At 35.7% G+C, this 20,950-nt stretch carries 18 protein-coding genes; 7 read left to right on the top strand and 11 right to left on the bottom strand.

Annotation, left to right across the window (positions count from 1 at the left end; all coding sequences use genetic code 11):
* Positions 1-894, top strand: a complete 894-nt coding sequence (locus tag JKP34_RS05980) for a CPBP family intramembrane glutamic endopeptidase (RefSeq protein ID WP_201918694.1) — start codon at positions 1-3, stop codon at positions 892-894.
* Here JKP34_RS05980 and JKP34_RS05975 read toward each other — a convergent pair.
* The 3 genes from JKP34_RS05975 to JKP34_RS05965 form a co-directional block, all read right to left on the bottom strand.
* Positions 888-1,304, bottom strand: a complete 417-nt coding sequence (locus tag JKP34_RS05975) for a hypothetical protein (protein WP_201918692.1) — start codon at positions 1,302-1,304, stop codon at positions 888-890. The genes JKP34_RS05980 and JKP34_RS05975 overlap by 7 nt on opposite strands.
* Before the next feature lie 206 nt (positions 1,305-1,510).
* A complete protein-coding gene (gene dnaX, locus JKP34_RS05970) occupies positions 1,511-2,620 on the bottom strand; it encodes a DNA polymerase III subunit gamma/tau (RefSeq protein ID WP_201918690.1) in 1,110 nt (369 codons plus the stop codon).
* Between the two features lie 55 nt (positions 2,621-2,675).
* Positions 2,676-3,092, bottom strand: coding sequence for a 6-pyruvoyl trahydropterin synthase family protein (locus tag JKP34_RS05965; protein WP_201918688.1), 417 nt, complete (start codon positions 3,090-3,092; stop codon positions 2,676-2,678).
* A gap of 82 nt (positions 3,093-3,174) precedes the next feature.
* On the opposite strand from JKP34_RS05965, the gene rfaD reads away from it, so the two are divergent.
* The gene (rfaD, locus tag JKP34_RS05960) at positions 3,175-4,128 is read left to right on the top strand and encodes an ADP-glyceromanno-heptose 6-epimerase (RefSeq protein ID WP_201919338.1); all 954 of its coding nucleotides are present in this window, start codon (positions 3,175-3,177) and stop codon (positions 4,126-4,128) included.
* Here the strand turns inward: rfaD and JKP34_RS05955 are convergent.
* From JKP34_RS05955 to JKP34_RS05935, 5 genes are all read right to left on the bottom strand, one after another.
* Complete coding sequence (locus JKP34_RS05955; RefSeq protein WP_201918686.1) at positions 4,125-4,499, bottom strand: hypothetical protein; 375 nt, start codon at positions 4,497-4,499, stop codon at positions 4,125-4,127. The two genes, rfaD and JKP34_RS05955, sit on opposite strands and share 4 nt — an antisense overlap.
* A gap of 56 nt (positions 4,500-4,555) precedes the next feature.
* Positions 4,556-8,305: a T9SS type A sorting domain-containing protein gene (locus JKP34_RS05950; RefSeq protein WP_201918684.1), complete on the bottom strand. Its 3,750-nt coding sequence runs from the start codon at positions 8,303-8,305 to the stop codon at positions 4,556-4,558.
* 100 nt (positions 8,306-8,405) lie between these two features.
* Positions 8,406-9,992, bottom strand: a complete 1,587-nt coding sequence (locus JKP34_RS05945) for a SusD/RagB family nutrient-binding outer membrane lipoprotein (RefSeq protein WP_201918682.1) — start codon at positions 9,990-9,992, stop codon at positions 8,406-8,408.
* Positions 9,993-10,010: 18 nt separating this feature from the next.
* A complete protein-coding gene (locus tag JKP34_RS05940; protein WP_201918680.1) occupies positions 10,011-13,244 on the bottom strand; it encodes a SusC/RagA family TonB-linked outer membrane protein in 3,234 nt (1,077 codons plus the stop codon).
* Between the two features lie 146 nt (positions 13,245-13,390).
* The gene (locus JKP34_RS05935; RefSeq protein WP_201918678.1) at positions 13,391-13,687 is read right to left on the bottom strand and encodes a HesB/IscA family protein; all 297 of its coding nucleotides are present in this window, start codon (positions 13,685-13,687) and stop codon (positions 13,391-13,393) included.
* Positions 13,688-13,808: 121 nt separating this feature from the next.
* Here JKP34_RS05935 and JKP34_RS05930 point away from each other — a divergent pair, with 121 nt between their 5' ends.
* Positions 13,809-14,330, top strand: coding sequence for a DUF7935 family protein (locus JKP34_RS05930; protein WP_201918676.1), 522 nt, complete (start codon positions 13,809-13,811; stop codon positions 14,328-14,330).
* A 2-nt stretch (positions 14,331-14,332) separates the two neighbouring features.
* Here JKP34_RS05930 and JKP34_RS05925 read toward each other — a convergent pair whose 3' ends face one another.
* A complete protein-coding gene (locus JKP34_RS05925; RefSeq protein ID WP_201918674.1) occupies positions 14,333-15,235 on the bottom strand; it encodes a hypothetical protein in 903 nt (300 codons plus the stop codon).
* A gap of 119 nt (positions 15,236-15,354) precedes the next feature.
* Here JKP34_RS05925 and JKP34_RS05920 point away from each other — a divergent pair, with 119 nt between their 5' ends.
* From JKP34_RS05920 to dtd, 4 genes are read left to right on the top strand one after another with little or no spacing between them, the layout of a single operon-like run.
* Complete coding sequence (locus tag JKP34_RS05920; protein WP_201918672.1) at positions 15,355-15,576, top strand: hypothetical protein; 222 nt, start codon at positions 15,355-15,357, stop codon at positions 15,574-15,576.
* Positions 15,569-15,994 (top strand): YkvA family protein, encoded by a 426-nt coding sequence (locus JKP34_RS05915; RefSeq protein ID WP_201918670.1) that lies wholly within the window; start codon positions 15,569-15,571, stop codon positions 15,992-15,994. Before JKP34_RS05920 ends, JKP34_RS05915 begins: the two co-directional genes overlap by 8 nt.
* Positions 15,981-16,652, top strand: a complete 672-nt coding sequence (locus JKP34_RS05910; RefSeq protein ID WP_201918668.1) for an NAD(P)H-binding protein — start codon at positions 15,981-15,983, stop codon at positions 16,650-16,652. Before JKP34_RS05915 ends, JKP34_RS05910 begins: the two co-directional genes overlap by 14 nt.
* Positions 16,649-17,101 (top strand): D-aminoacyl-tRNA deacylase, encoded by a 453-nt coding sequence (dtd, locus tag JKP34_RS05905; RefSeq protein WP_201918666.1) that lies wholly within the window; start codon positions 16,649-16,651, stop codon positions 17,099-17,101. Before JKP34_RS05910 ends, dtd begins: the two co-directional genes overlap by 4 nt.
* Positions 17,102-17,103: 2 nt before the next feature.
* Here dtd and JKP34_RS05900 read toward each other — a convergent pair whose 3' ends face one another.
* Both JKP34_RS05900 and JKP34_RS05895 read right to left on the bottom strand, forming a co-directional pair.
* Positions 17,104-19,329 (bottom strand): efflux RND transporter permease subunit, encoded by a 2,226-nt coding sequence (locus JKP34_RS05900; protein ID WP_201918664.1) that lies wholly within the window; start codon positions 19,327-19,329, stop codon positions 17,104-17,106.
* 59 nt (positions 19,330-19,388) lie between these two features.
* Complete coding sequence (locus tag JKP34_RS05895; RefSeq protein ID WP_317193653.1) at positions 19,389-20,882, bottom strand: cryptochrome/deoxyribodipyrimidine photo-lyase family protein; 1,494 nt, start codon at positions 20,880-20,882, stop codon at positions 19,389-19,391.
* Between the last annotated feature and the right edge of the window lie 68 nt (positions 20,883-20,950).

Raw genomic sequence — 20,950 nt, 5'->3', positions numbered from 1 at the left:
TTGAAAATACTTAGCGATTTCATAAGGTTCTCTAAAAATCCTAATGAAGGCCGAAGCACTTTATCAAGGTGGCAAAATATTAAAGTATTTTCTCTACTATTACTCATTAACCTTATAGTAGGTTTAGCAGTACACTTTCTTCTTGAATTGTTAAGTTCATATAGTATCATTGAATTACCATCACACCAAATTGACAGATTGCTAGACGATACTTCCGTCACCTTTATAATCGTATTTGGCGTTATTTTAGTCCCTTTTTTAGAAGAGGTGATTTTTAGATTTCCATTAATCTGGCGTTATAACTATATCTTTCGAATAATTAATTATATTCTCGGTAGCAATCGGCTAAAAGAATTTTGGAAAAAATATTATTCGTATTTTTTATACTTTTTCGTTTTAGCGTTTGGATTTATTCATTTAACCAATTTCGAGGATGTCACGCTTATAATAATCATAATTAGTCCTCTTTTAGTCTTATCTCAGATAATTGGTGGCCTATGCCTCAGTTATGTAAGGGTTAGGATGCATTTTCTTTTAGGTTTTATATTTCATGCTTTATTTAATCTAATCTTGTTAACTCAATCAATTGTATTTAACACAAGTACCAAAGTTGATATAGAAAATACTCAATACAACTTAATTATTGAGTCAAAAGAAGCACGTTTTGGTGCTAAAATGAATTTTGACACTATCAGAAATGAGACTAATCTAGACAGAATAACACTAGAAAATATTTACTTAAAAACTGCTGGGGTCATCTTTAATAATCCTAAATTAGAATTCAACAAATTACACCAAGATCAAGTAATTAATATTTATTTTGAAAGCAAAAACAAGAATCTAAATAGCGATTCAATAATAAACCACCATTTAGATCAATTATATGATCAATAGTCAGTATCTAACCCCAGTTTATCTCTTAGTTTAGCAAGAGCAGGATTTTTATTCATCATGGCCTCAAACTTCTCTTTTGGGGTATAAGGTCTAGACGATCCCGTTTGTACATCAATTACATAATTAATATTCAAATTGGGTTCGTTAAACTTTACTCGCAGATGATTTAGTAAGGCACCCTTCTCCAGTTCAACCTTATCTTTTTCTAAAGGATTGGCCAGCTTATAAGTAATCTGATTTCCCTCAAATTCAAAATCACTTTTCAGGCTATTCTTAGCCATTATATCTATAGCTTTATTCTCTTCTACGTATTGCTGGATTGATTCTGATAAATTCTCCTTTGTTAAAGGAATAGATTCTTCAGATTTAACAATAGACTCCTGTTCAGACTGTGAATTAGGCTCTGACAATTCCAGACTTGGTTCATTATCAGAGTTTTCATTGAGAACAACCTTACTAGCTTCATTGGCTGGCTTAGCTTGCTGTCCGGGTTTAGGAATATCAATTGTTGATCTTAGCTTTTGCTCCTTTTTGGGGCCATTAGTCAGTTGACTCAGATAATCTTTATCACCCGATTCATCTGTTGTTTCCTGAGAACTATCAGCCTTAGCGGCTGCTAGCTCACTTTTTTTTTTAAAACCTCTTGGTTAGATTTCGCTAAACTGATGGCACTATTAATTTTAGCAATTTTCATCAGTGCCAATTCTACGTGCAGTCGTTGGTTTTTGCTTGCCTTATAAGTCTGATCGGCCTGATTGATAACCTGTAGAGCAGTAAGGATAAATGAGGTATTCAAAGCCTTGGCCTGCTCATTGTATCTCTGTTTCACTTGATCTGAAACTTCCAACAAAACTAGGGTTGCGGTATCCTTACAAACTAGTAAATCTCGAAGATGTGCAGATAAGCCATTTAGGAAATTTTGTCCATCAAAGCCCTTCTTTAATATTTCATCAAATATTAAAAGGCTCTGAGGAATATTCTCATCGAAAAGATGATCAACTATTTTGAAATAGTAGTCATAATCAAGAATATGCAGATTATCGATAGTTGCCTGATAGGTTATTTTATTATCAGGTGAAAAAGTCACTACCAAATCAAATATAGAAAGTGCATCTCGAAGGGCACCATCTGCCTTCTGGGCGATAAGATGAAGTGCTGCTTCTTCAGTTTCAATATTTTCCCTTTTTGCAATATCTAATAGGTGCTCTGCAATGTTAGAAACTTGAATTCTATTGAAGTCATAAATTTGACAACGAGAAAGTATAGTTGGAATTACCTTATGTTTCTCTGTAGTGGCCAATATAAATATGGCATATGAGGGCGGCTCTTCCAGTGTTTTCAAGAAGGCATTGAAGGCCTGATTAGAAAGCATGTGAACCTCATCAATGATGTACACCTTATATTTCCCCTGCTGAGGTGGTACCCGCACTTGGTCAATCAGGTTACGAACATCGTCTACTGAGTTATTGGAGGCTGCATCAAGCTCATAAATATTCATAGAAGAAGAACCTTCCATGTTATCAACATCAAAATCGTTGATGAGCCTGGCAAGTATACGCGCACAAGTAGTTTTACCTACTCCACGAGGACCACAAAAAAGCAAAGCTTGCGCTAAATGATTGTTATCAATAGCATTCTTTAGAGTAGAAGTAATATGGCTTTGACCAACCACTTCATCAAATCCTTTCGGTCTATACTTTCTAGCAGAAACAACAAAATTCTCCATTACCGCAAGTTAAAAATCTCTTCCTGAAATATCGGAATAAGTCTGATAAAAATTATTACCCCATGTATTCCACAAAATTTCGTGGAGTCTCATATAAGGTTAATTTATAAAGAGAGGCTGAAGGCTGGATTCCCCCTATTTTAGGCGCTAATATATCCCAAAACTCTTTTATGATGACTTCGCAGCTTGTCATCTTACCTACCAGGAAGGGAACATCTAAATTCAAGTTTTTATGATCTACCTTTTTAATGATCTCCTCTTTAATTAGTATGCTTAGCTTCTTAAGGTCAATCACAAAACCAGTATTAGGATCTGGCTCACCTGCTACCGTAACTATCAATTCAAAGTTATGTCCATGCCAATTTTCATTAGCACAAGGTCCAAAAACTTCGGCATTCTGCTCTTTACTCCAATTAGGATTGAATAGCTTATGAGCGGCATTAAAATGTTCTTTGCGATTGACGTAAACCATGTCGTTCAAATTTTAGGCTGCAAATATACGCTTTATTCGTTTAATATAAATAGCTTTGCTTAAAAGCATATTTATAGAATCTATGATCATTGTTACTGGCGCTGCTGGCTTTATAGCTAGCAATCTTATAAAAAGGCTCAATACAGACGGTTTCAAACAAATTATTGCTGTCGATAAGTTCGATAATCCCGAGAAAAATAAAAATCTAGAAGACTTAACTATTCTTCAAAAAGTTGAAAGAAACGACTTTTTTGAATGGGCTTACGGTCAAGAACAAGAAATTGAATTCATCTTTCATTTAGGTGCTAGAACTGATACTTCAGAGTTCGACAGAGAACTACTATGGTCGCTCAATACAGATTATTCTAAGAAGATATGGAAGTTATGCATCGATAAACAGATACCGCTGGTATACGCGAGTTCAGCCGCTACATACGGTTTAGGTGAGTTAGGTTATGATGACGATGAGTCAAAAATTCCTAACTTGAAGCCTTTAAACCCGTATGGTGAATCCAAAAATGAGTTTGACATTTGGGCATTAGAGCAGAAGGAAAAACCATTCTTCTGGACAGGGTTAAAATTCTTTAATGTTTACGGCCCAAGAGAATACCACAAAGGCAGAATGGCCAGCGTTATCTTTCATGCTTTTAATCAAATACAAAAAACTGATGGCATGAAACTCTTCAGGTCTCATAATCCTGAATTCAAAGATGGTGAGCAAATGCGCGATTTTGTGTTTGTAGAAGACGTAGTTAATGTGATGATTTGGTTGATGCATCACAGAAAAAATTCCGGCATTTATAACCTAGGCAGCGGTAAAGCACGCACTTTTCTAGATTTGGTGAGAGCTGTATTTAAATCAATGAATAAGGAGGAAAATATTAGTTTCATTGACACCCCTGAAGATATTCGAGATAAATATCAGTATTTCACTGAAGCTAACATGGATAAGCTTAAAAGAATAGGATATAAAAACCCCTTCACTCCATTAGAGGAAGGGGTTCAGCAATATGTTAAAGAACTAATTAAAGCTTAGTTCTTAACTTCCACATTTAGTTTCTTATTCCTTTTACCAGTTTTCACATCAATCGTATAAGTATAATCCTCAAGGGTAGCTTTATTACCATTAGGTATACCCGGTGGCGATACTAGTTCAAGTTTATACTGATCAACCCATTTAACTGATCCATTACTCACACTTGTTTTATAAGTAACCTTATTGGTGGACTTTTCCACAACTGCTATTTTTAATGGTTCAGAACCAGGCACATCTGTTGGCTTCATGTAAGTACATAGCACGTAGTCATTCGATGAATTTTCTTTGAAATCAATCATAGGAGCATTTACCGCTTCATAGGCTGCATTCATAAAATCTTCCGAATAACCAGATTGTTGGCTGTTCGACATTTTAGGCGAACAACCAACAATCATTATTAAACAAATCGATAATAAATAATACCTCATTATTGCTTCACTATTCTTTTCGTTTTGATAGCTCCGTTTTTATCAGTTAACTGAACTAAATACATTCCTTCTTCAAGTTCCCCAACATTAACAGTTGTTAATCGAGAGGCTTCATTCAGTTTAAGTGATTTTACCAGTTTTCCGTTTGAAGTAAATATCTGTACTCTTCTCAAAGCTGAAGTTTCATCTTCGATATTTAGTTCTGAGACTACTGGATTAGGGTAAAGGCTGACCCCTCTTTCAAATGCTGATTGGTTAGAAGTAACTACGTTATTTAGAACACTCTCAAAGACAATATTGCCTAAATAGGACTTTACTGTAACAGTAAAAGTACCTTGATCCTGATATTTAAAACTAATAATCCTTTTCTCATCTTCGACAGTCAAAGTCTGATTATCTGTATGAACTAATTGATCATCAAAATAAACTTCAACTTTATTAAATGGCTCTGTATTTTCGACTTCCAACACAATAGGGTATCCATCTGCAACCAAGTCTCCCGTTTCAAACTTTAATATTTCAGGGGAGCTATCAATTTCTTCTATACTATAACTTGCTCTGAATTGTTGATTAATAGCTGAAGCTGAAATAGTTATTTTTGCCCCTTTCAGATATGTGAAAGAATCAAAAGAATAAACATTATCTCCCATTTCAGGGCTCTCGATTGTATCTAAAATTACTCCATTTGCTGATATTGTCAATTGTTCATAGGCGTTTGGCAATGAATATCTCATTTCAGCATTTCCATAACCATTATATGTGAAATCATTGATAGATAAGGCAGCGTATGATAAGTCATCGATTGTCGCTGTCCAAATACCACGTCCATGAGTCCCTATTACAATTTGATCATCCACTGCCTTCATTGACCATATAGAAACAGATGGAAAATCATTTCGGATATTCCATGTTTCACCACCGTCTAATGACTCAAATAATCCAATTTCAGTTCCAACCCAGATTATATCTGTGTTAAACGGCATAACCAATAAACTATGTACATATACATCTGGAAAACCATTATTACTTTGATCCGCTCCAGTACCGAAACCAGAAATATCAGTCCACGTTACACCCAAATTTTCTGTTTTAAGAATCTTTGCCCTATCTGCAACCGAAAATAAAATATAAGCTGTTTCTTCTTCTATAGGGTGCGTATAAATACCTGTACAATAAGCCCTTGGTGCTTCTAAAGGAATATCCGTTACTTTATAACTTTCTCCTTTATCTGTAGAAACGAACATTCTTACTACACCACTTGCCATACCAGCTCCAGCCCAAACAATACTATCGTTTGCTAACGACACTTCTACATCACTAGAGCTATTATTACCAGCCCATTCAGCTGAATTGATCGATTTAAGCGTCCAATTTGACCCGAAGTCTGTGCTTTTATATACACCTCCATCACCTATTGCATAAACTATATTCGGAGATGATTTCGAGTTTGCCAATCTCGTTATAAATGGACCATCGTCATTAGCAATTCCCGTACTAGACGGTTGAAAAATGGTTCCTCCATTAGTGGATTTGTAAATTCTATTATTATAAATAGTTCCCAATACTAAGTCAGAATCTCTGGAATTCCAAAGTACTTCAAAACCATCACCACCTAAAACAAAAGAGTAACTGTTCGTATTGTCAACATTCTCACCATTAGACACCCATGTCCCATTGTCTTGAGTACCTCCTATAAACTTATCTTCACCAGGTTTTTTATCTGCACCATAAAACTGAGAGGTTACATAGCCTTTTTCTCTTTCTTCAAATGTAATACCATTATCAGATGAAAAACCAAAAGCACCATCATTGCCATTAACCACCATAAATTCTTTGTTGGCCTCATTTGTCTTTACAAACGTTAAATTATGATGATCAGGGTGGAGTGTATTTCTATTTTCACCGTTCCAATCTCCATATGCATCGTAAATCGTGGTAGCCTGTGCTGATGCGAACACCTCTGCTCCATATTTAAATCTTAAAATTGCATCAGTAAAAGATGATGGATTCCAAATAGCTCCTTCGGCCAAAATAGGCCAAAAGTAATACATATTTTTGTACTCTACTCCACCTGATCTACCAGTTATATCTGAATCAGGATTCTCTGGGTCATATGTAATATCGTGAATATATAAATACTCTCTAGCGGTTAGTAATTCAGGATCTGCGTTATCGTCTCTAGGATTTAAATTAAAAGTCCCGTCAGCCTCTTGATCTCTGAAAGAAACCATCAACTGTCTATCATTTTCAATATCCCAAACCTCAAAAGGTACGTCAACATAATCCTGATAAGAGTAATTAGTTACTGGGACACCAGCCCCGCCATCGGAATTACTTCCACCATTTGAAGGAACCTCAAATCTATGAGCTTTTTGCACATTATCGCCTCCCCATCTAATCTCTACTGATACTGGATTTTGAGAAGGTGACAAACTTCCGTCAGAAATATTTAAAGAACCACTATTATAAGTAGCTCCGAAATTGACAAACGATAAAAATGAAGTGTTTTCTTCATCGATACCTAGAAACTGTCTATCAGATTCTGTGATAGAACTCGCATTAACTTTAAATTTGCCAATGCTTACTCCACCAACAAAAACCTCCGTAGCATCATAAGGATTTACTTCTATTGTATTGTCATACCAACCCTGTCCACCTAGAAAATCAGTGTTTTGACTCTCATCTTTCGCTTTTACCCAAGTTTCTCCGCTGTCTGTTGAAACATACAATATTGTTGTAGTTCCTACGTAAGTAGAAGTATAAACTACATCAGGATTACTTGGTGCCACTGCAACTTCAAATCTGAGACCCTCAGATATACCTTCGCTTGATTGAACCCAAGTTTGACCAGCATCGATTGATTTATAAATACCACGACTATTAACACCAGCATATTGTATCGAGAAATCATCTGGATTCACTTGTAAGTCTTGAACAGAAGAACCTGCAGGAGAATCAAAAGTTTCTATCCAAGAATTTCCACCATCAGTAGATTTGTAGATACCACTATTGGTTGCAATAACTAAAATATCTTCATCAAGAGGGTCTACAGCTATTCTATTCACAGAAATGTAATCGGTATTATCTACAGTAGAATTCAGAAGACTCCAAGTACCCCCCCTGTCCGTTGATTTATAAATACCATCACCACGAACAAAAGTTGCGTTTCCGGCAAAAACTTCACCTGTACCTACATAAATAACATCTGGATTACTAGCTGCCTGAGCAATAGAGTTTGTAGATAAATTAGGTAGACCCTCAGAAATATTTATCCAACTTAAACCACAATCTGTAGTTTTCCATAGTCCGCCACTGGCAGCACCTGCAATCCAGGTACAGTGTGTTTGGTCATCAGGATCAACAGCTATCGCCCTCGTACGACCTCCTACGTTGCCCGGACCGCGAGAAATAAAAGTAGCACTTAGGTCATTAATATTCTTAGATGCATGCTTAGAGTTCTTGTAATTCAGAAAAGACTGATTCAGTTCTCTCGTTCTATAACCTTTTGAATACGAGTCATGATTTTGTCCTATTTCCTTATTGACCTGATTAAAATATTCTATGAAGCCATCTGGTTTCATATATTCATCTTGTCCACCCTTTATTCTTGCCTTCTTAGAAGACCAAAATTCTGACTTAGGGTCATTTTCAGATAGAATTTGATCCTTGGGATAAGGAATAAAGATAATCATACCAATCAAACAACTAATGGATATGAGTATTAAGGCTTTCTGTAAATTTATCTTCATATTTTATTAATTTAGCTAGAGAAAATTCTTTTTCTACAATAATACAAAAAAAGGTCAGAAATAATTCTGACCTTTTAAAAATTTGTTGAGCAATTCAACCTTAGTTCATATCCCAGAAAATCTTGGTGGTAACTTCATCACCACCAATAGCTGAAGCAGCAGCACTCAGATTCTGACCATTAAGCTGGGCTTCTTCAAGTGGGTATGGTAAACGAAGAGGAATAGACAAATCTGTTTCACCAGGTAATGGGACCAACCCATCAAAATCAAGTCTTTTCCAAGTATTCCAAGACTCAAAACCCTGATTATATAAGGCCACCCACATTTGAAAACCAATTTTTTGCTTATAATCACCAGATGCAGTAGCATACGCTATTTCTGGTTGCGCGATATAATCGACATAACCTGAAGCACCCCATTGATCAAATGAAGCCTGTATACCTGCATTATAATGCTCCTCAGCAGTTCCGGTAACAGAATACCCTCCTCTTTCAACAGCTTCGGCCATCAAAAACTCTAGTTCTGCATAGTTCAATATTGTACCTGGATATTCTGGATCATCATAAAGTAATGCACTAACTTTAGAGAAAGCATTAAACGAATTATTAGTACCGTATACACCTCCTTGAATATAAGATACCGATCCCTCTTGATCAGCAGTAAGAGTTACTTCCCCAGACACATGAGTGGTTTCTCCATCAATAATCAGGAATAAACCATCAGTTGTAAAGGTCGTATCCTGTGTTACATCATTATCATCAGTTGGAAAAGGAAAATCTATCGGACCACTTGCATATCTAAATAGTCTACCATCCATGGTACTATTTAATTTATCTGCAAGAACATTTGATATCACATAATCACTCCTTCCACTTAATACCAATGCCGAATAAACTGGATTCGTATTAGGTGCTGCACTTTGGTATGCCATAGAAGCATTATCCGCGTTTGACGTAAAAACTCCAGCATTAAGCGCACTATTAACTACAGAAACTGACTTTGATGAATTGACATCAGCTAATCTCATTCCTAATCTGAATTTGACAGAATTAGCGAATTTTGTCCATGCCATCATGTCACCACTGTATAGTACATCTTGTCCTCCGGTAAAGCCGTCCTCAGACGCATCTACAGCAGATAATGCTCCATCAATCATTGTAAGTACATTATCATATACAGAGCTAGCATCATCATAAGCTGGTGTAATGTTATCAGGATCTAAAGCTTCAGTAAAAGGTACATTACCAAATACATCAACAAGAACAGCATAATTATATGCCATTAAAATGTCGATAACCGCCACCTGATTTGTTAACTGAACAACGTTTGTTGAAGGAGTTGGATTCTCAATCTCCAAAGAAATTAGTCTTTTAGCTTCTTTTAAATCCACTAAAACATCTCTATAAACATTTGTCCAAAAACCAGCAGGTATATTTCTACTAGTTAGATTATACTGTGATTCCTCAGGATATGTTGTCTGAGACCAATACTGACCATATAACTTAAATGGATTAGAGTTTACGTTAGGTGTCACCATGTTATTAAAAGTTTCTACTAAACCTCGAGTAAACAAAGATGACGGATCAACCTCTGCGGGGTTGATTTTATCTGTATTTAATTCATCCAATCTATCATCACATCCGAAGAATCCGATAGTTAGAAGGATGAGAAATAATATCTTTTTCATACTATATCTAATTTATAATTAAAATGTGATGTCTAATTTGAAACCAGTAGTTCTAACCGTTGGATAAGACCCTACCAAGAAACCCTGTGCTGGACCAGAACCTAAACCTGATTCAGGATCAGCATAAGGAACGTTTTTGTGTATTATCCAAAGGTTTCTACCTACAAATGAAAGATTAACGCTTCTAGCGAAACTTTCTACCATACTCTGTGGCAAGCTATAAGTTAAAGATGCTTCTCTTAATCTTACTGATGAAGCATCATACACTGTCATTTGGTTAGGTTGTCTACTTGAGTTACCCCAATAAAAGGCACCTCCATAAAAAGATGCATCCGCGTAAGTTGTATTAGGCTCTCCACTTTCAGTTACACCTTCATAAAGAAAACCACCGCCATCGGCAACAGGTTCACGCACATTCACACCATTAGCATTTAAAGCAGCTGTTTCAGGATATAGACCAGTACCTCTTCCATAATGCATATCCAGCGAATAAACATCACCTCCTTTTTGCACATCAACTAAGAAGTTTAAAGCAAAACCTTTATAAGATAAAGTATTATTCACACCCAATGTCCAATCTGGGTTAGGATCACCAATTATCTGATCAGCTACTGCTACAGGGTATCCGCTTCCGTTGATAACAATTTCTCCGTCAATATACTCGTAACCTGTACCTTTAAGAACACCGAAAGGCTCTCCTACTGTAGCATTTGATGTCACACCAGATTGGAAAGACCCAAATACATAATTCTCAGTATCACCAATTAAACTAAGAACTTCACTAACATTTTTAGTAAAGTTAGCAGTCATATTAAATTTGAAATCATTATTTCTAATGATATCACCACCTAATACTAACTCAACACCCTGATTTTGGATAGCGCCTGCATTTAAATAAGTAGATCCATAACCAGTGGCTTTAGATAGTTGAACGCTTAACAGTTGGTTAGACGTTTCTCTATTGTAATAAGCTAAATCAACGTTTAATCTTCTATTTAAACCTGTGAATTGTAAACCAACCTCATATTCCTTTGTAATTTCAGGCAATAAGTTACTGTTATTCTTGGTTGTTGGTAACGTTGTCTGTATTGCAGTACCAAAGTTTGGTTGCCTTAAGTAAATATCTTTCACTCTAAGAGCAGTTGCATCATTACCTACCGTACCATAACTAGCCCTGAATTTACCAAAATCCATCCAGTCAATATCAACTAATTCAGAAAATACGAAACCTAAACCAAGTGAAAAGTAATCATATTGATTATTATCTAGCGGCAAAGCTGAAGACACATCTACTCTATAGTTTCCATCTAAATATAGGAAGTCTCCGTAACCTAAGTTGATATTACCAAAGTAACCATACACTTCTTTCTCTAATATTTGCTCAAAAGGGAAAGGATTAGGGTTTACAGAATTCCCTAATGCATACAAACCAGGAACGGCTAAACCACCACTTGTAGATTTTTGAGAATACTCATAACGCTCTTTTCTAAGATTAAATCCTAACAAACCTGAAATAGAGAAATCTGCTGAAACTTCTTTGGTTCCTGAAAGAACACCATTATAGTTATACTCAGCACTAGTAATATCAGTTCTTTGATAACCTGATGACTCAGAATTTCTTTGCACACCAAATGCAGTTGGAACGGAACCAACAGCTCTGCGCTCTTCTCTTTCTTCAAAATAAGTGTCAATTGAAGCGCGACCAGAGAAATTTAACCAATCATTAATTTGGTAATTAATACCAATTTTTGATAAAATTCTATCTCTAGTATCTGAATTGTAGTTCTCATATCTTGTCCAATATGGATTATCCCAATAAATTGGATTAGTAGGATCTGCGAATGGGTCGGCAGCATTCCATGTGTAATTTTTTCCAGTTTTATTGTAAATATCTTCTTGTTCTTTAACATCAACATTTACCTGCCACCACTGTCTAAAATTGGACATAATGTTATCGCTATATCCAGTAGAATATCTACCAACTACATCTTGCCTGTTATATTGAAATAAAACATCAGTAGAAAGCTTTTCAGACAACTTAGTTGAACCAGTAAAATTGATAGTGTTTTTATCCATTGTACTGTTTGGCATGATACCACTCTCATCAACATTAGAATAACTTAATCTGAATGAATTATTTTCATTGCCTCCAGATAAGGCTATTGAATTGTTCCAAGTTGTTTGCGTTTCAAAAAACTCTGCAGGACCGTTTGCTGCTGCAACCCATGGTTTTGCGGTTCTGTAGTTATCTGACTCAGGAACAAATGCATCCCAATGAAAAACGTTTGATCCATCGAAAGCTCCTCCATAAGATCCATCCTCTGTTGTAGGTACGTAAAAATCCTCTGTACCATCTCCATCAACGTCACCATCTTCAAAGTAACCAGTACTGCCATAGTATGGACCATATCCAGCACCATATTTATCTTGGTATTCAGCAAACGTACTTCTATCGATAGATCCAATAGTTAGTCCTGAACTAATAGTAATTCCCAGGCCTTTACCTTTATTACCTTTTTTAGTAGTTATTAAAATTACACCATTTTGGCCACGAGCACCGTATAATGCTGTAGCGGCTGCGCCTTTAAGAACGGACATAGATGCAATATCCTCAGGGTTTATATCAGCAGCTGGATTACCGTAATCATAACCATAACCACCGTTTTGTTGAGCAGCTGAGTTATTAGTCTCATTACTAACTGGCACACCATCTATCACGAATAAAGGCTGGTTATTAGAAAATGAAGAATTACCTCTAATTGTAATATTCGTTGAACCACCCATGGTGTTATTTTGACGAACATTCACACCAGCTACTTTACCAGACAAAGAATTAATAAAGTTAGTTTCCTTAACTTTACTAACTGCATCGGCATCCAAGGTCTGTTGGGAATAACCTAATGAAGCCTTATCTCTAGAAACGTTCATAGCAGTCACTACTACCTCAGATAACTGCTGGACATCCGGAGCTAGACTAACATCAACTACCGACCTGGAGCCTACTGTAACTTCCTTTTTCTCCATTCCAATAAAAGTAAATACAAGAACGGCATCGCTTGAAGGGACAGATATTTTGAACTGACCATTAAGGTCAGTATTCACACCATTACTGGTACCCTTAATTAAAACATTCACACCTGGTAAGCCTTCACCTGTTTGTGCATCGGTGACTTTACCACTTACAGTGCGATCCTGGGCCCATGCGTAAAGCACGAACACCAACATGAAACATGTTAGTAGAATCTTCTTCATATTAGTTTGTTTAGGTTAAAAATTGTTTACTCAATAACAAACTTAACAAAGAATTAATGGTATAAAAATTTTATACGGGATTTTTAGTTAATATTTTAAAAGGATAAACTCCTATTATTCAAAGATTAAAAGTAAATATTCTTAGATTAAACCTTTTCAAAAACAAAACCGCTACTCTCATTGTCATTTACAAACTTCACCTTTGTTCCTATAATATACATAAAATGACTCTTCTCTATATATATAGTGACACCGTCCACCTTAAATTCTTTATCTGTTGCCTTCTTCTTGTCAAAACCTAATATATAATTCATACCAGCTACTGAACAACCTCCTCCACCTCTTACACCAATGCGTAAGCCATATCCTTCAGGGATATTCTTGTTTGCCATTATATTCTTCACTTCATCAAGTGCCTCTTTGCTAATATCTACAGGAATCATTGATTTTATTTTTTACTTTATAGGGCAACGAATAAAAACAAAAGTAAGTTTTCTGATTGCTTAAGCTATGTAGTAAAGCCATTTTAATTTACTTTTGGAAAAATTCAATACGTTTTCGCTTATGGAACCATTATGGGACTTACTTAAAATTATAATACCTGCTGCTATAGTTTTATACGCCATGTATCTGGCCATTCAAACAATGCTGCAGAAATCAAATGAGAGAAACCTTATCAATTTAAAAGGTAAAAATAAAGAGATCATTCTTCCGCTAAGGTTACAAGCTTATGAAAGGATGTGTCTCTACCTTGAAAGAATTTCACCTGAACAATTAATAAGAAGGGTTCAGCAAAAAGATCAGAATGTGGCGGAGTTACAGTTTTTGCTTCTTAACGAAATTAGAGAAGAATTTAATCATAACCTGGCTCAGCAGGTTTACATAAGCAATGATGCCTGGTCATCTGTAAAAACCGCAAAAGAAGAGCTGATTATGTCAATTAACCAGGCCGCAAAAGAGCTCAACCCGGAAGATAAAGCCTTATCACTGGTGAAACGTATTTATGAACAGGCGCTGAGTAAAACTAATGATTCAATTGCCTACAGCTTAGCCTTATTAAAGGAAGAAATTCAAAGAGAATTTTAAATCTAAAATTTATAAGAAAAGCCAATAAAAGGAATTCCTAAAACAGGAAGCTCTTGCGTTATTTCTTCTGTTGTTAGAAAGCCAAGGTCAAAAGTAGTTTTCATATTATGTAAGCGCATGGCGGCTGTTGTAAGATATTGATATTTGTCTTCACTGAATCGAAACAATAAATTATCTGCAATAAAACTTAATTTTCTGGTTACCCTTACCATTGCGGCTACCGAGTACAGAAAATCCGTAGAACCAAAATCAGAAGCATAGCCATAATATATTGATGAGGTTAAATGAGCATTTGGACTCCCTATTGTTACGCCTGTATTAAGAATGGCTGCAGCGGCACTTTCATTTTCAACGCTTGCGCCTACAAATGCATCCAGACCAAACTTAAGCCGTACATAGTCATTAATTCTTACAGTATATTTTGGGCTAATATATAATGCTCCTACTCCTCCCAAAATGGCTAGTACACTGGTTCCAAATCCCATTGAGAAATTATCGGAGAAACCATATCCAAAAGTCAGTATGTTATTTTTCAAGGTAGACTCACCTTGTTTCAGATTAAAGGCTGAACTTGAAAGTATGTAATACTGCTCATTTAAATATACTTCGCCATTTTTATTTGATAATGTCTTTTCCCTAATTTCAACTTCTGTTAAATCGTTTCGATCAGTATTAGCATCTTGTAAAACAATTTTATCAATTTGTTTCACTGAGATGGTTAATGTACCTGCTATTATACTTTCCATCTTTAGATACTCCCTATCTTGTGAAATTAAATATCCTTTGATAACATCACCTGTTTTTGTGTGTACTACAATCAGTGTCTTAGTAGTATCTGTATCAATTTGAGCCCTGGCTGATAAAGTGAAAAAAATTAGTAGTATTGGTAAGATAGTTTTAAGCATGATGTAACATTTCGGTTAACGAATTAACAGACACAGAAAAAAACTTTTTGGTTGTTATTAAGTAAACTCTTTCATTAATAATTGATTCATTAAATTAGACATCGATCAAATCATTATTTATGGAGGATAAATTTATTAAAACTCAAATAAAGGCTAATAATATAAGGATAGTGCTTGGTATACTTTTTACAATAGTTTTCTGGGCCATATTCATTTACAAAAATCTGCTCACAGATTTCTATCTGATCCTTTTAGGTTCTTTTACACTTTATACCCTATATGCTTACATCTATGTGCCTATAAAGAAGAATAAAAAATTAAAGCAGCATAATAATGAGTAAGAAGTTATCCTATAAAAATGCTGTAAGGCGTGCATCATTTATCTTGAGAGATAAGAAACTCAGCAATAAGCTTATCAGGAATGCCAGTGAAACACTGCAGTCAAAGGCAAAAGTTTCTAAGAAGGTAAGAGCTACCAGAAAGGTTTTTGCTGACTTTATCAGACTTATCAAGTCATACGTGAATGGTTCATACAGGGATATTTCATGGAAAAATATGCTCTACATTACAGCCGTCATCATATATTTCATTACTCCGACAGATTTAATTCCAGATTTCATACCAGTAAGTGGTCTTCTAGATGACGCCTCTCTTGCCTTATGGACCTATGATAGATTACAGTCTGAACTAAACGAATTTTTATTATGGGAAAGAAAAAGTAAAACTAATAACAAGGAAATAATAGATGAAAACCAATAAAAGAATAGCATGTATAACTGGGGCTACAGGCCTAGTTGGAGGGCATTTGCTCGATATGCTAATAGAAGATGATTCCTTTGAGCAAGTAATTGTAGTGAATAGAAGAAGTCAAGAACTGCAGGATGAAAGTAAGGTGAAAGAGGTTATCATGGATGATTTCAGCAACATGAATAACCATCAAACTGAATTAAAGGCAACTGATTACTTCTGCTGTTTGGGTACTACTATTAACAAAGCCGGCAGTAAGGAAAACTTTAAGAAAGTAGACTACCAATATGTTGTTGACTTTGCTGCTGTAGCAAAGGAACATGATGGTGATTCGTTTAGCCTTATTTCAGCAATGGGTGCAAAATCCTCATCAATGATTTTTTATAATAAAGTGAAAGGCGAAACTGAAGATGCTGTAAAATCACTAAAGATTAATAGAACTTATATACATAGACCTTCATTAATTACGGGTGAGCGAAATGAAAAACGTTCAGGTGAAGCCACTGCTAAATGGCTAATGACTAAATTAGACTTTATTTTTAAAGGTCCTTTAAAGAAATATGGCCCAGTAAGCGCCAAGCAAATTGCCCATGCTATGAAGCACTTTGCCTTAAATTCATCGGAGAACTTCAAAGTAATAGAATCTGATAAAATACAAGAAGTAAAATGATTGCTGTAATTCAAAGGGTAAGTGAAGCCTCTGTTAAAATAGCAGGTGATATAAAAGGTCAAATAGAGTCAGGATTAATGATTTTGCTTGGAATAGAGGAAGCCGATAATCAGGAAGATATTGACTGGCTAAGTAGGAAAATTGTAAATATGAGGCTTTTTAATGACGAAGAAGGCGTTATGAACAAGAGCTTGATCGATGTGCATGGTGAAATACTTCTAGTAAGTCAGTTTACACTACATGCAAGCACTAAAAAAGGAAATAGGCCTTCCTACATTAAAGCTGCAAAACCAGATATTGCAATTCCTCTTTATGAGTCCATGATTAAATCATTGAATAATTCGATCCCGACAGAAATTCAGACTGGAGAGTTCGGTGCAGATATGAAAGTAAATTTAATAAATGATGGACCTGTGACTATAATTATTGATTCAAAAGACAGAAAGTAGTTTTATCTATTCTTTGGTAGAATAATAGGTAGTAAGAAAATATCCGTCAATAGCGCTATTAGAAGCGATAAGGACAGAAATAAACCCAAATAAAAGGTAGTGGCAAAACTACTTAATATGAAAAGAGAGAATCCACTCACAATGATAAGTGTGGTGATTATGATGGAAAGTCCTGCTAGTCTAAAGGTTTTTAGCGTGTTCCATATGTGATTCTTAGCGCTTTGCTTTTTATAAGAGGCTATAAAATGAATAGTATCATCAACGGCAATACTAAAGGCAACTACAAAAATGATAGTTGTAGTAAGCTTAATAGGCACTTGCATTAATCCCATTAAACCAGCTGTTATTAAGAGAGGTACTAAATTAGGTATTAAGCTAATCAAAAGTATTTTGAATGATTTGAAATAAACTGCCAGAATAATTGAAATTAAACCAATTGCTATCAGCAATCCCTTTAGAAGATTCAATGATACAAGTTCATTGCTCTTATCAATCAAGAATGAGGTACCTGTCAGTCTATAACCGAGTACTTTTTGATCTACATTATCAGAAATAAATTTAACGAGTTTTGCATTTTTCCTAGTCGTTTTACTTGCTCCCCAATCGGGCATGAAAGCTAATATTCTGGCATAATTTCCTTCTTGATTGATTACTGCCCCATTCAAATAGCGATTAAGTTTTTCAGCTGTTCCCATTAAATCTTGAGTATTTTCATAAGGATAAGCATAGTTACCAACCAATCCGCCCTTATTTACCTGATTAGCATATTTCAATAATTGAGACGGTGCTACTACTCTTCCAAAGTCAAGAGAATCGTTTAAATACGAACTAATCTTATTCACCTCATTCATAAATTCAGCATTCCAAACAGTTTCCGAACTGTCCGTAGGCCACAATGCTATTTCCCAAGGTTTGGATCCTCCAAAACTGTTGTCGACCAGCTCAAAACTCTGCCTTACCTCATCATCTTCAGGTAAATCTCGTAGTAAATAACTATCGGTATTGAGCTGAAAGGTAAAATACGCAGAGAGCAATATGAAGCCACCAAAAATAACATAAATCAGTTTCCTATTTCGGAAAATGATAACCGTTAAGGCTTTCCACGGAAGCTTGCCTTGAGCTTGCTTGTAATTCTTAGCCAATAAAAGCGGGGCAAATAGAAAATTTACGATAAAGGCAAGTAGCACCCCAGTTGCAGCTAATATACCCAATTGTTTTATAGGACTCGATGGAAGAAAAATTAAGCTGATGAAGCCAATTGCCGTTGTTAAAGAAGTTAAAAATGTAGGAATCAAAACCTTATGAACAGCTTCTGACAATCGATTATTATGTGAGGATTTTTGAGTATGTCTGAAACTATTTAACAAGTGAATAGCATCAGAAGTTGAAACAAATAATATGATGGTTGGCAATAGTACGCTTAAGATACTGAGCGGAATTCCTAACATTGAAGTAAGCCCTAAAGTGAAGAACATAGCGGTTACGCTCATCAAATAAGGTACTAACATTAACCTGAATGAACGATAAATTAAGAGCAGAATAATAGCAGAAAGGATCAACGCCAGTGAGGAAAACCAAATAAAATCATGTTTGATGTTCTCAACGAATGACTGCTGAGCTGTTAGCCTACCTACAAGACTAGTTTTTGATAAATTTGAGCTGTTTAAGCTGGCTTTGAGTTGTTTGAGGAAGTCCTCTTCTACTTTTTTATCGGTGAAATGGACATGTTGTATAACAGCTATCATGGCCTTTCTCTCAAAACTAAAATATTGTTTGTATAAAGGATGTTGCGCAATTTTAGAGCTGTCGGCCGCTAACTTGGTACTATCTTCGAAATGAATTAATGGGTAAGCGGTCAGTCCAAAAGGTGTTTCAATTACTCGCTTTAAGGATAATGGCGAATTGATTTTCTCTACACCTTCAATGCGAGAAGCTTGCTTCTGCCATTGATCCAAGGCCGTAAAAACAGATGAAGAGAACAGTCTATTTTCGGCTTCAATGATGAGCAGTAAGTAATCATTATCATAACCAAAAGCCTTCTTATGTTCATCGTAGAATTGCTTATCGGGGCTGTCCTGAGCAAAGAATGACTCAAAGTCGAAAGCTAATTTTAAATATTGTAGCTGGTAAATAGAGATACCTATAAGGGAAATCCAGCAAATTAATAAGCATAGGCGGAAGGATTTTTTCCTGTAAAGACTATAAAAGTATGTGAGGCTATGCTTCAAAGTTGAAGAATTGGTTTATCACACAAACGTAAGTAATTAATTATTCAGATTGGAGGTCATTAAACGATTCTATTCTCAGTAGTGTGTTTTCTTAAAATACGCTTGGCTTCTTGTTTCACTACAGGATCTTTCTTCATAGCCCAAATTTCATTTCTCGCATGTTTACCGGCCTTTTCAAAATCAATAATAGGTTGAGGATAATCTTCTCCTAATGTAAAATTGTATTCACTCATTTCCATGGCTGTTAATTCCCAAGGCTGTAAAGCAAAATGAGCAGGTAACTCCCTTAATTCAGGCACCCATTTTTTAATAAATTCAGCCTTACCATCATGATCCTGAGACTGCTTAACAGGATTGTAAATTCTGATGGTATTGATACCTGTTACACCAGATTGCATTTGAAATTGCGGATAATGAATGCCTGGTTCAAAATCTAAAAATTGCCTTCCAAGAAATACTGCGCCTCTTCTCCAGGGTTGCCATAAATGGTATGTTAAGAAAGATACCAGCATGGCGCGCATCCTGAAATTAAGATATCCAGTAGCTTTTACGCAACGCATGCACGCATCAACAAGTGGAAAACCTGTTTCGCCAGCTTCCCAGGCTTCATATAAAAATTTATCTTCTTCCTGCCTGATAGAATTATAGCCTCGATTGATATTCTCAAACTCATAACGATCTTCCATCTCAAATTTCTGAATGAAATGGCAGTGCCACCGCAAACGAGACATAAAGCTATTGAGTGCACTTTTATTTCCTTTTTCCTTTGCCTTCTTAGCTCCCTGATAAACCTCTCGCATACTCAAATTGCCAAAGGCTAAATAGGGACTTAACCTACTGCACGATCTTCTTGAAGCTTCCGGTTTACTAATATTCTTATTGTAGGAAGCGTGCCTATCAAAAAGAAATGAATTGAAATATTTTATGGCTGTATCCGATCCTCCCTTTTGCATGTTATGATTCGCCAGAAGTAACTCCTTGGAAATTCTTTGGCCATTAAGCTCTAAAGGAATGTCAAGATCATTTACACCGTTTAATTTCTCTATTGAAATGCTTTCAATAGTTTCTTCCATAAAGGCATACCATTCTTTAGCCCAATCCGTCCGATTAGCCCGACCTCTTTGCACTCCGAATTGCTGATATTCAATCCACTCAATATTATTTTGATAACAAAAACGCTTAACTGCCTTGTCACGATCATAAGTGAGTTTAAGCCCAGTTTCTTCATGTGATAAGAGATATTTCACATCGTACTTTTCATCCAGATATTGAAAAACATCTACTACTTCACCTCTAAACTGATGAATGGATAAATTATATTTTGAAAGTTGGTCGGATAGATCATTTAGAGATTCAGCAATAAATCTCCAATGGCGCTCACTGTAATCTTCCGCCTTCATGAGGGATGGTTCCCAAACGTACAGTAACAAAGTGGGCAATGCGCTATCAACTGCTTTCTTTATTGGCGCGTGATCTGTTAAACGCAAATCCCGCTTTAACCATACTATTTGAATGGGTTGTGACATTAAAAGAGCAACACTGTAGTAAGACACATGTTTTAATCTTGAGACATAAAAAAAGCCCCAACAATGTTGAGGCTTCAATAAATGATTATTATGAA

The organism is Marivirga atlantica (assembly GCF_016734805.1).
GTDB classification, from domain to species: Bacteria; Bacteroidota; Bacteroidia; order Cytophagales; family Cyclobacteriaceae; genus Marivirga; species Marivirga atlantica.
Note: the sequence above shows the minus strand (reverse complement) of the source record. Positions and strands in the feature narration are given on the sequence as shown.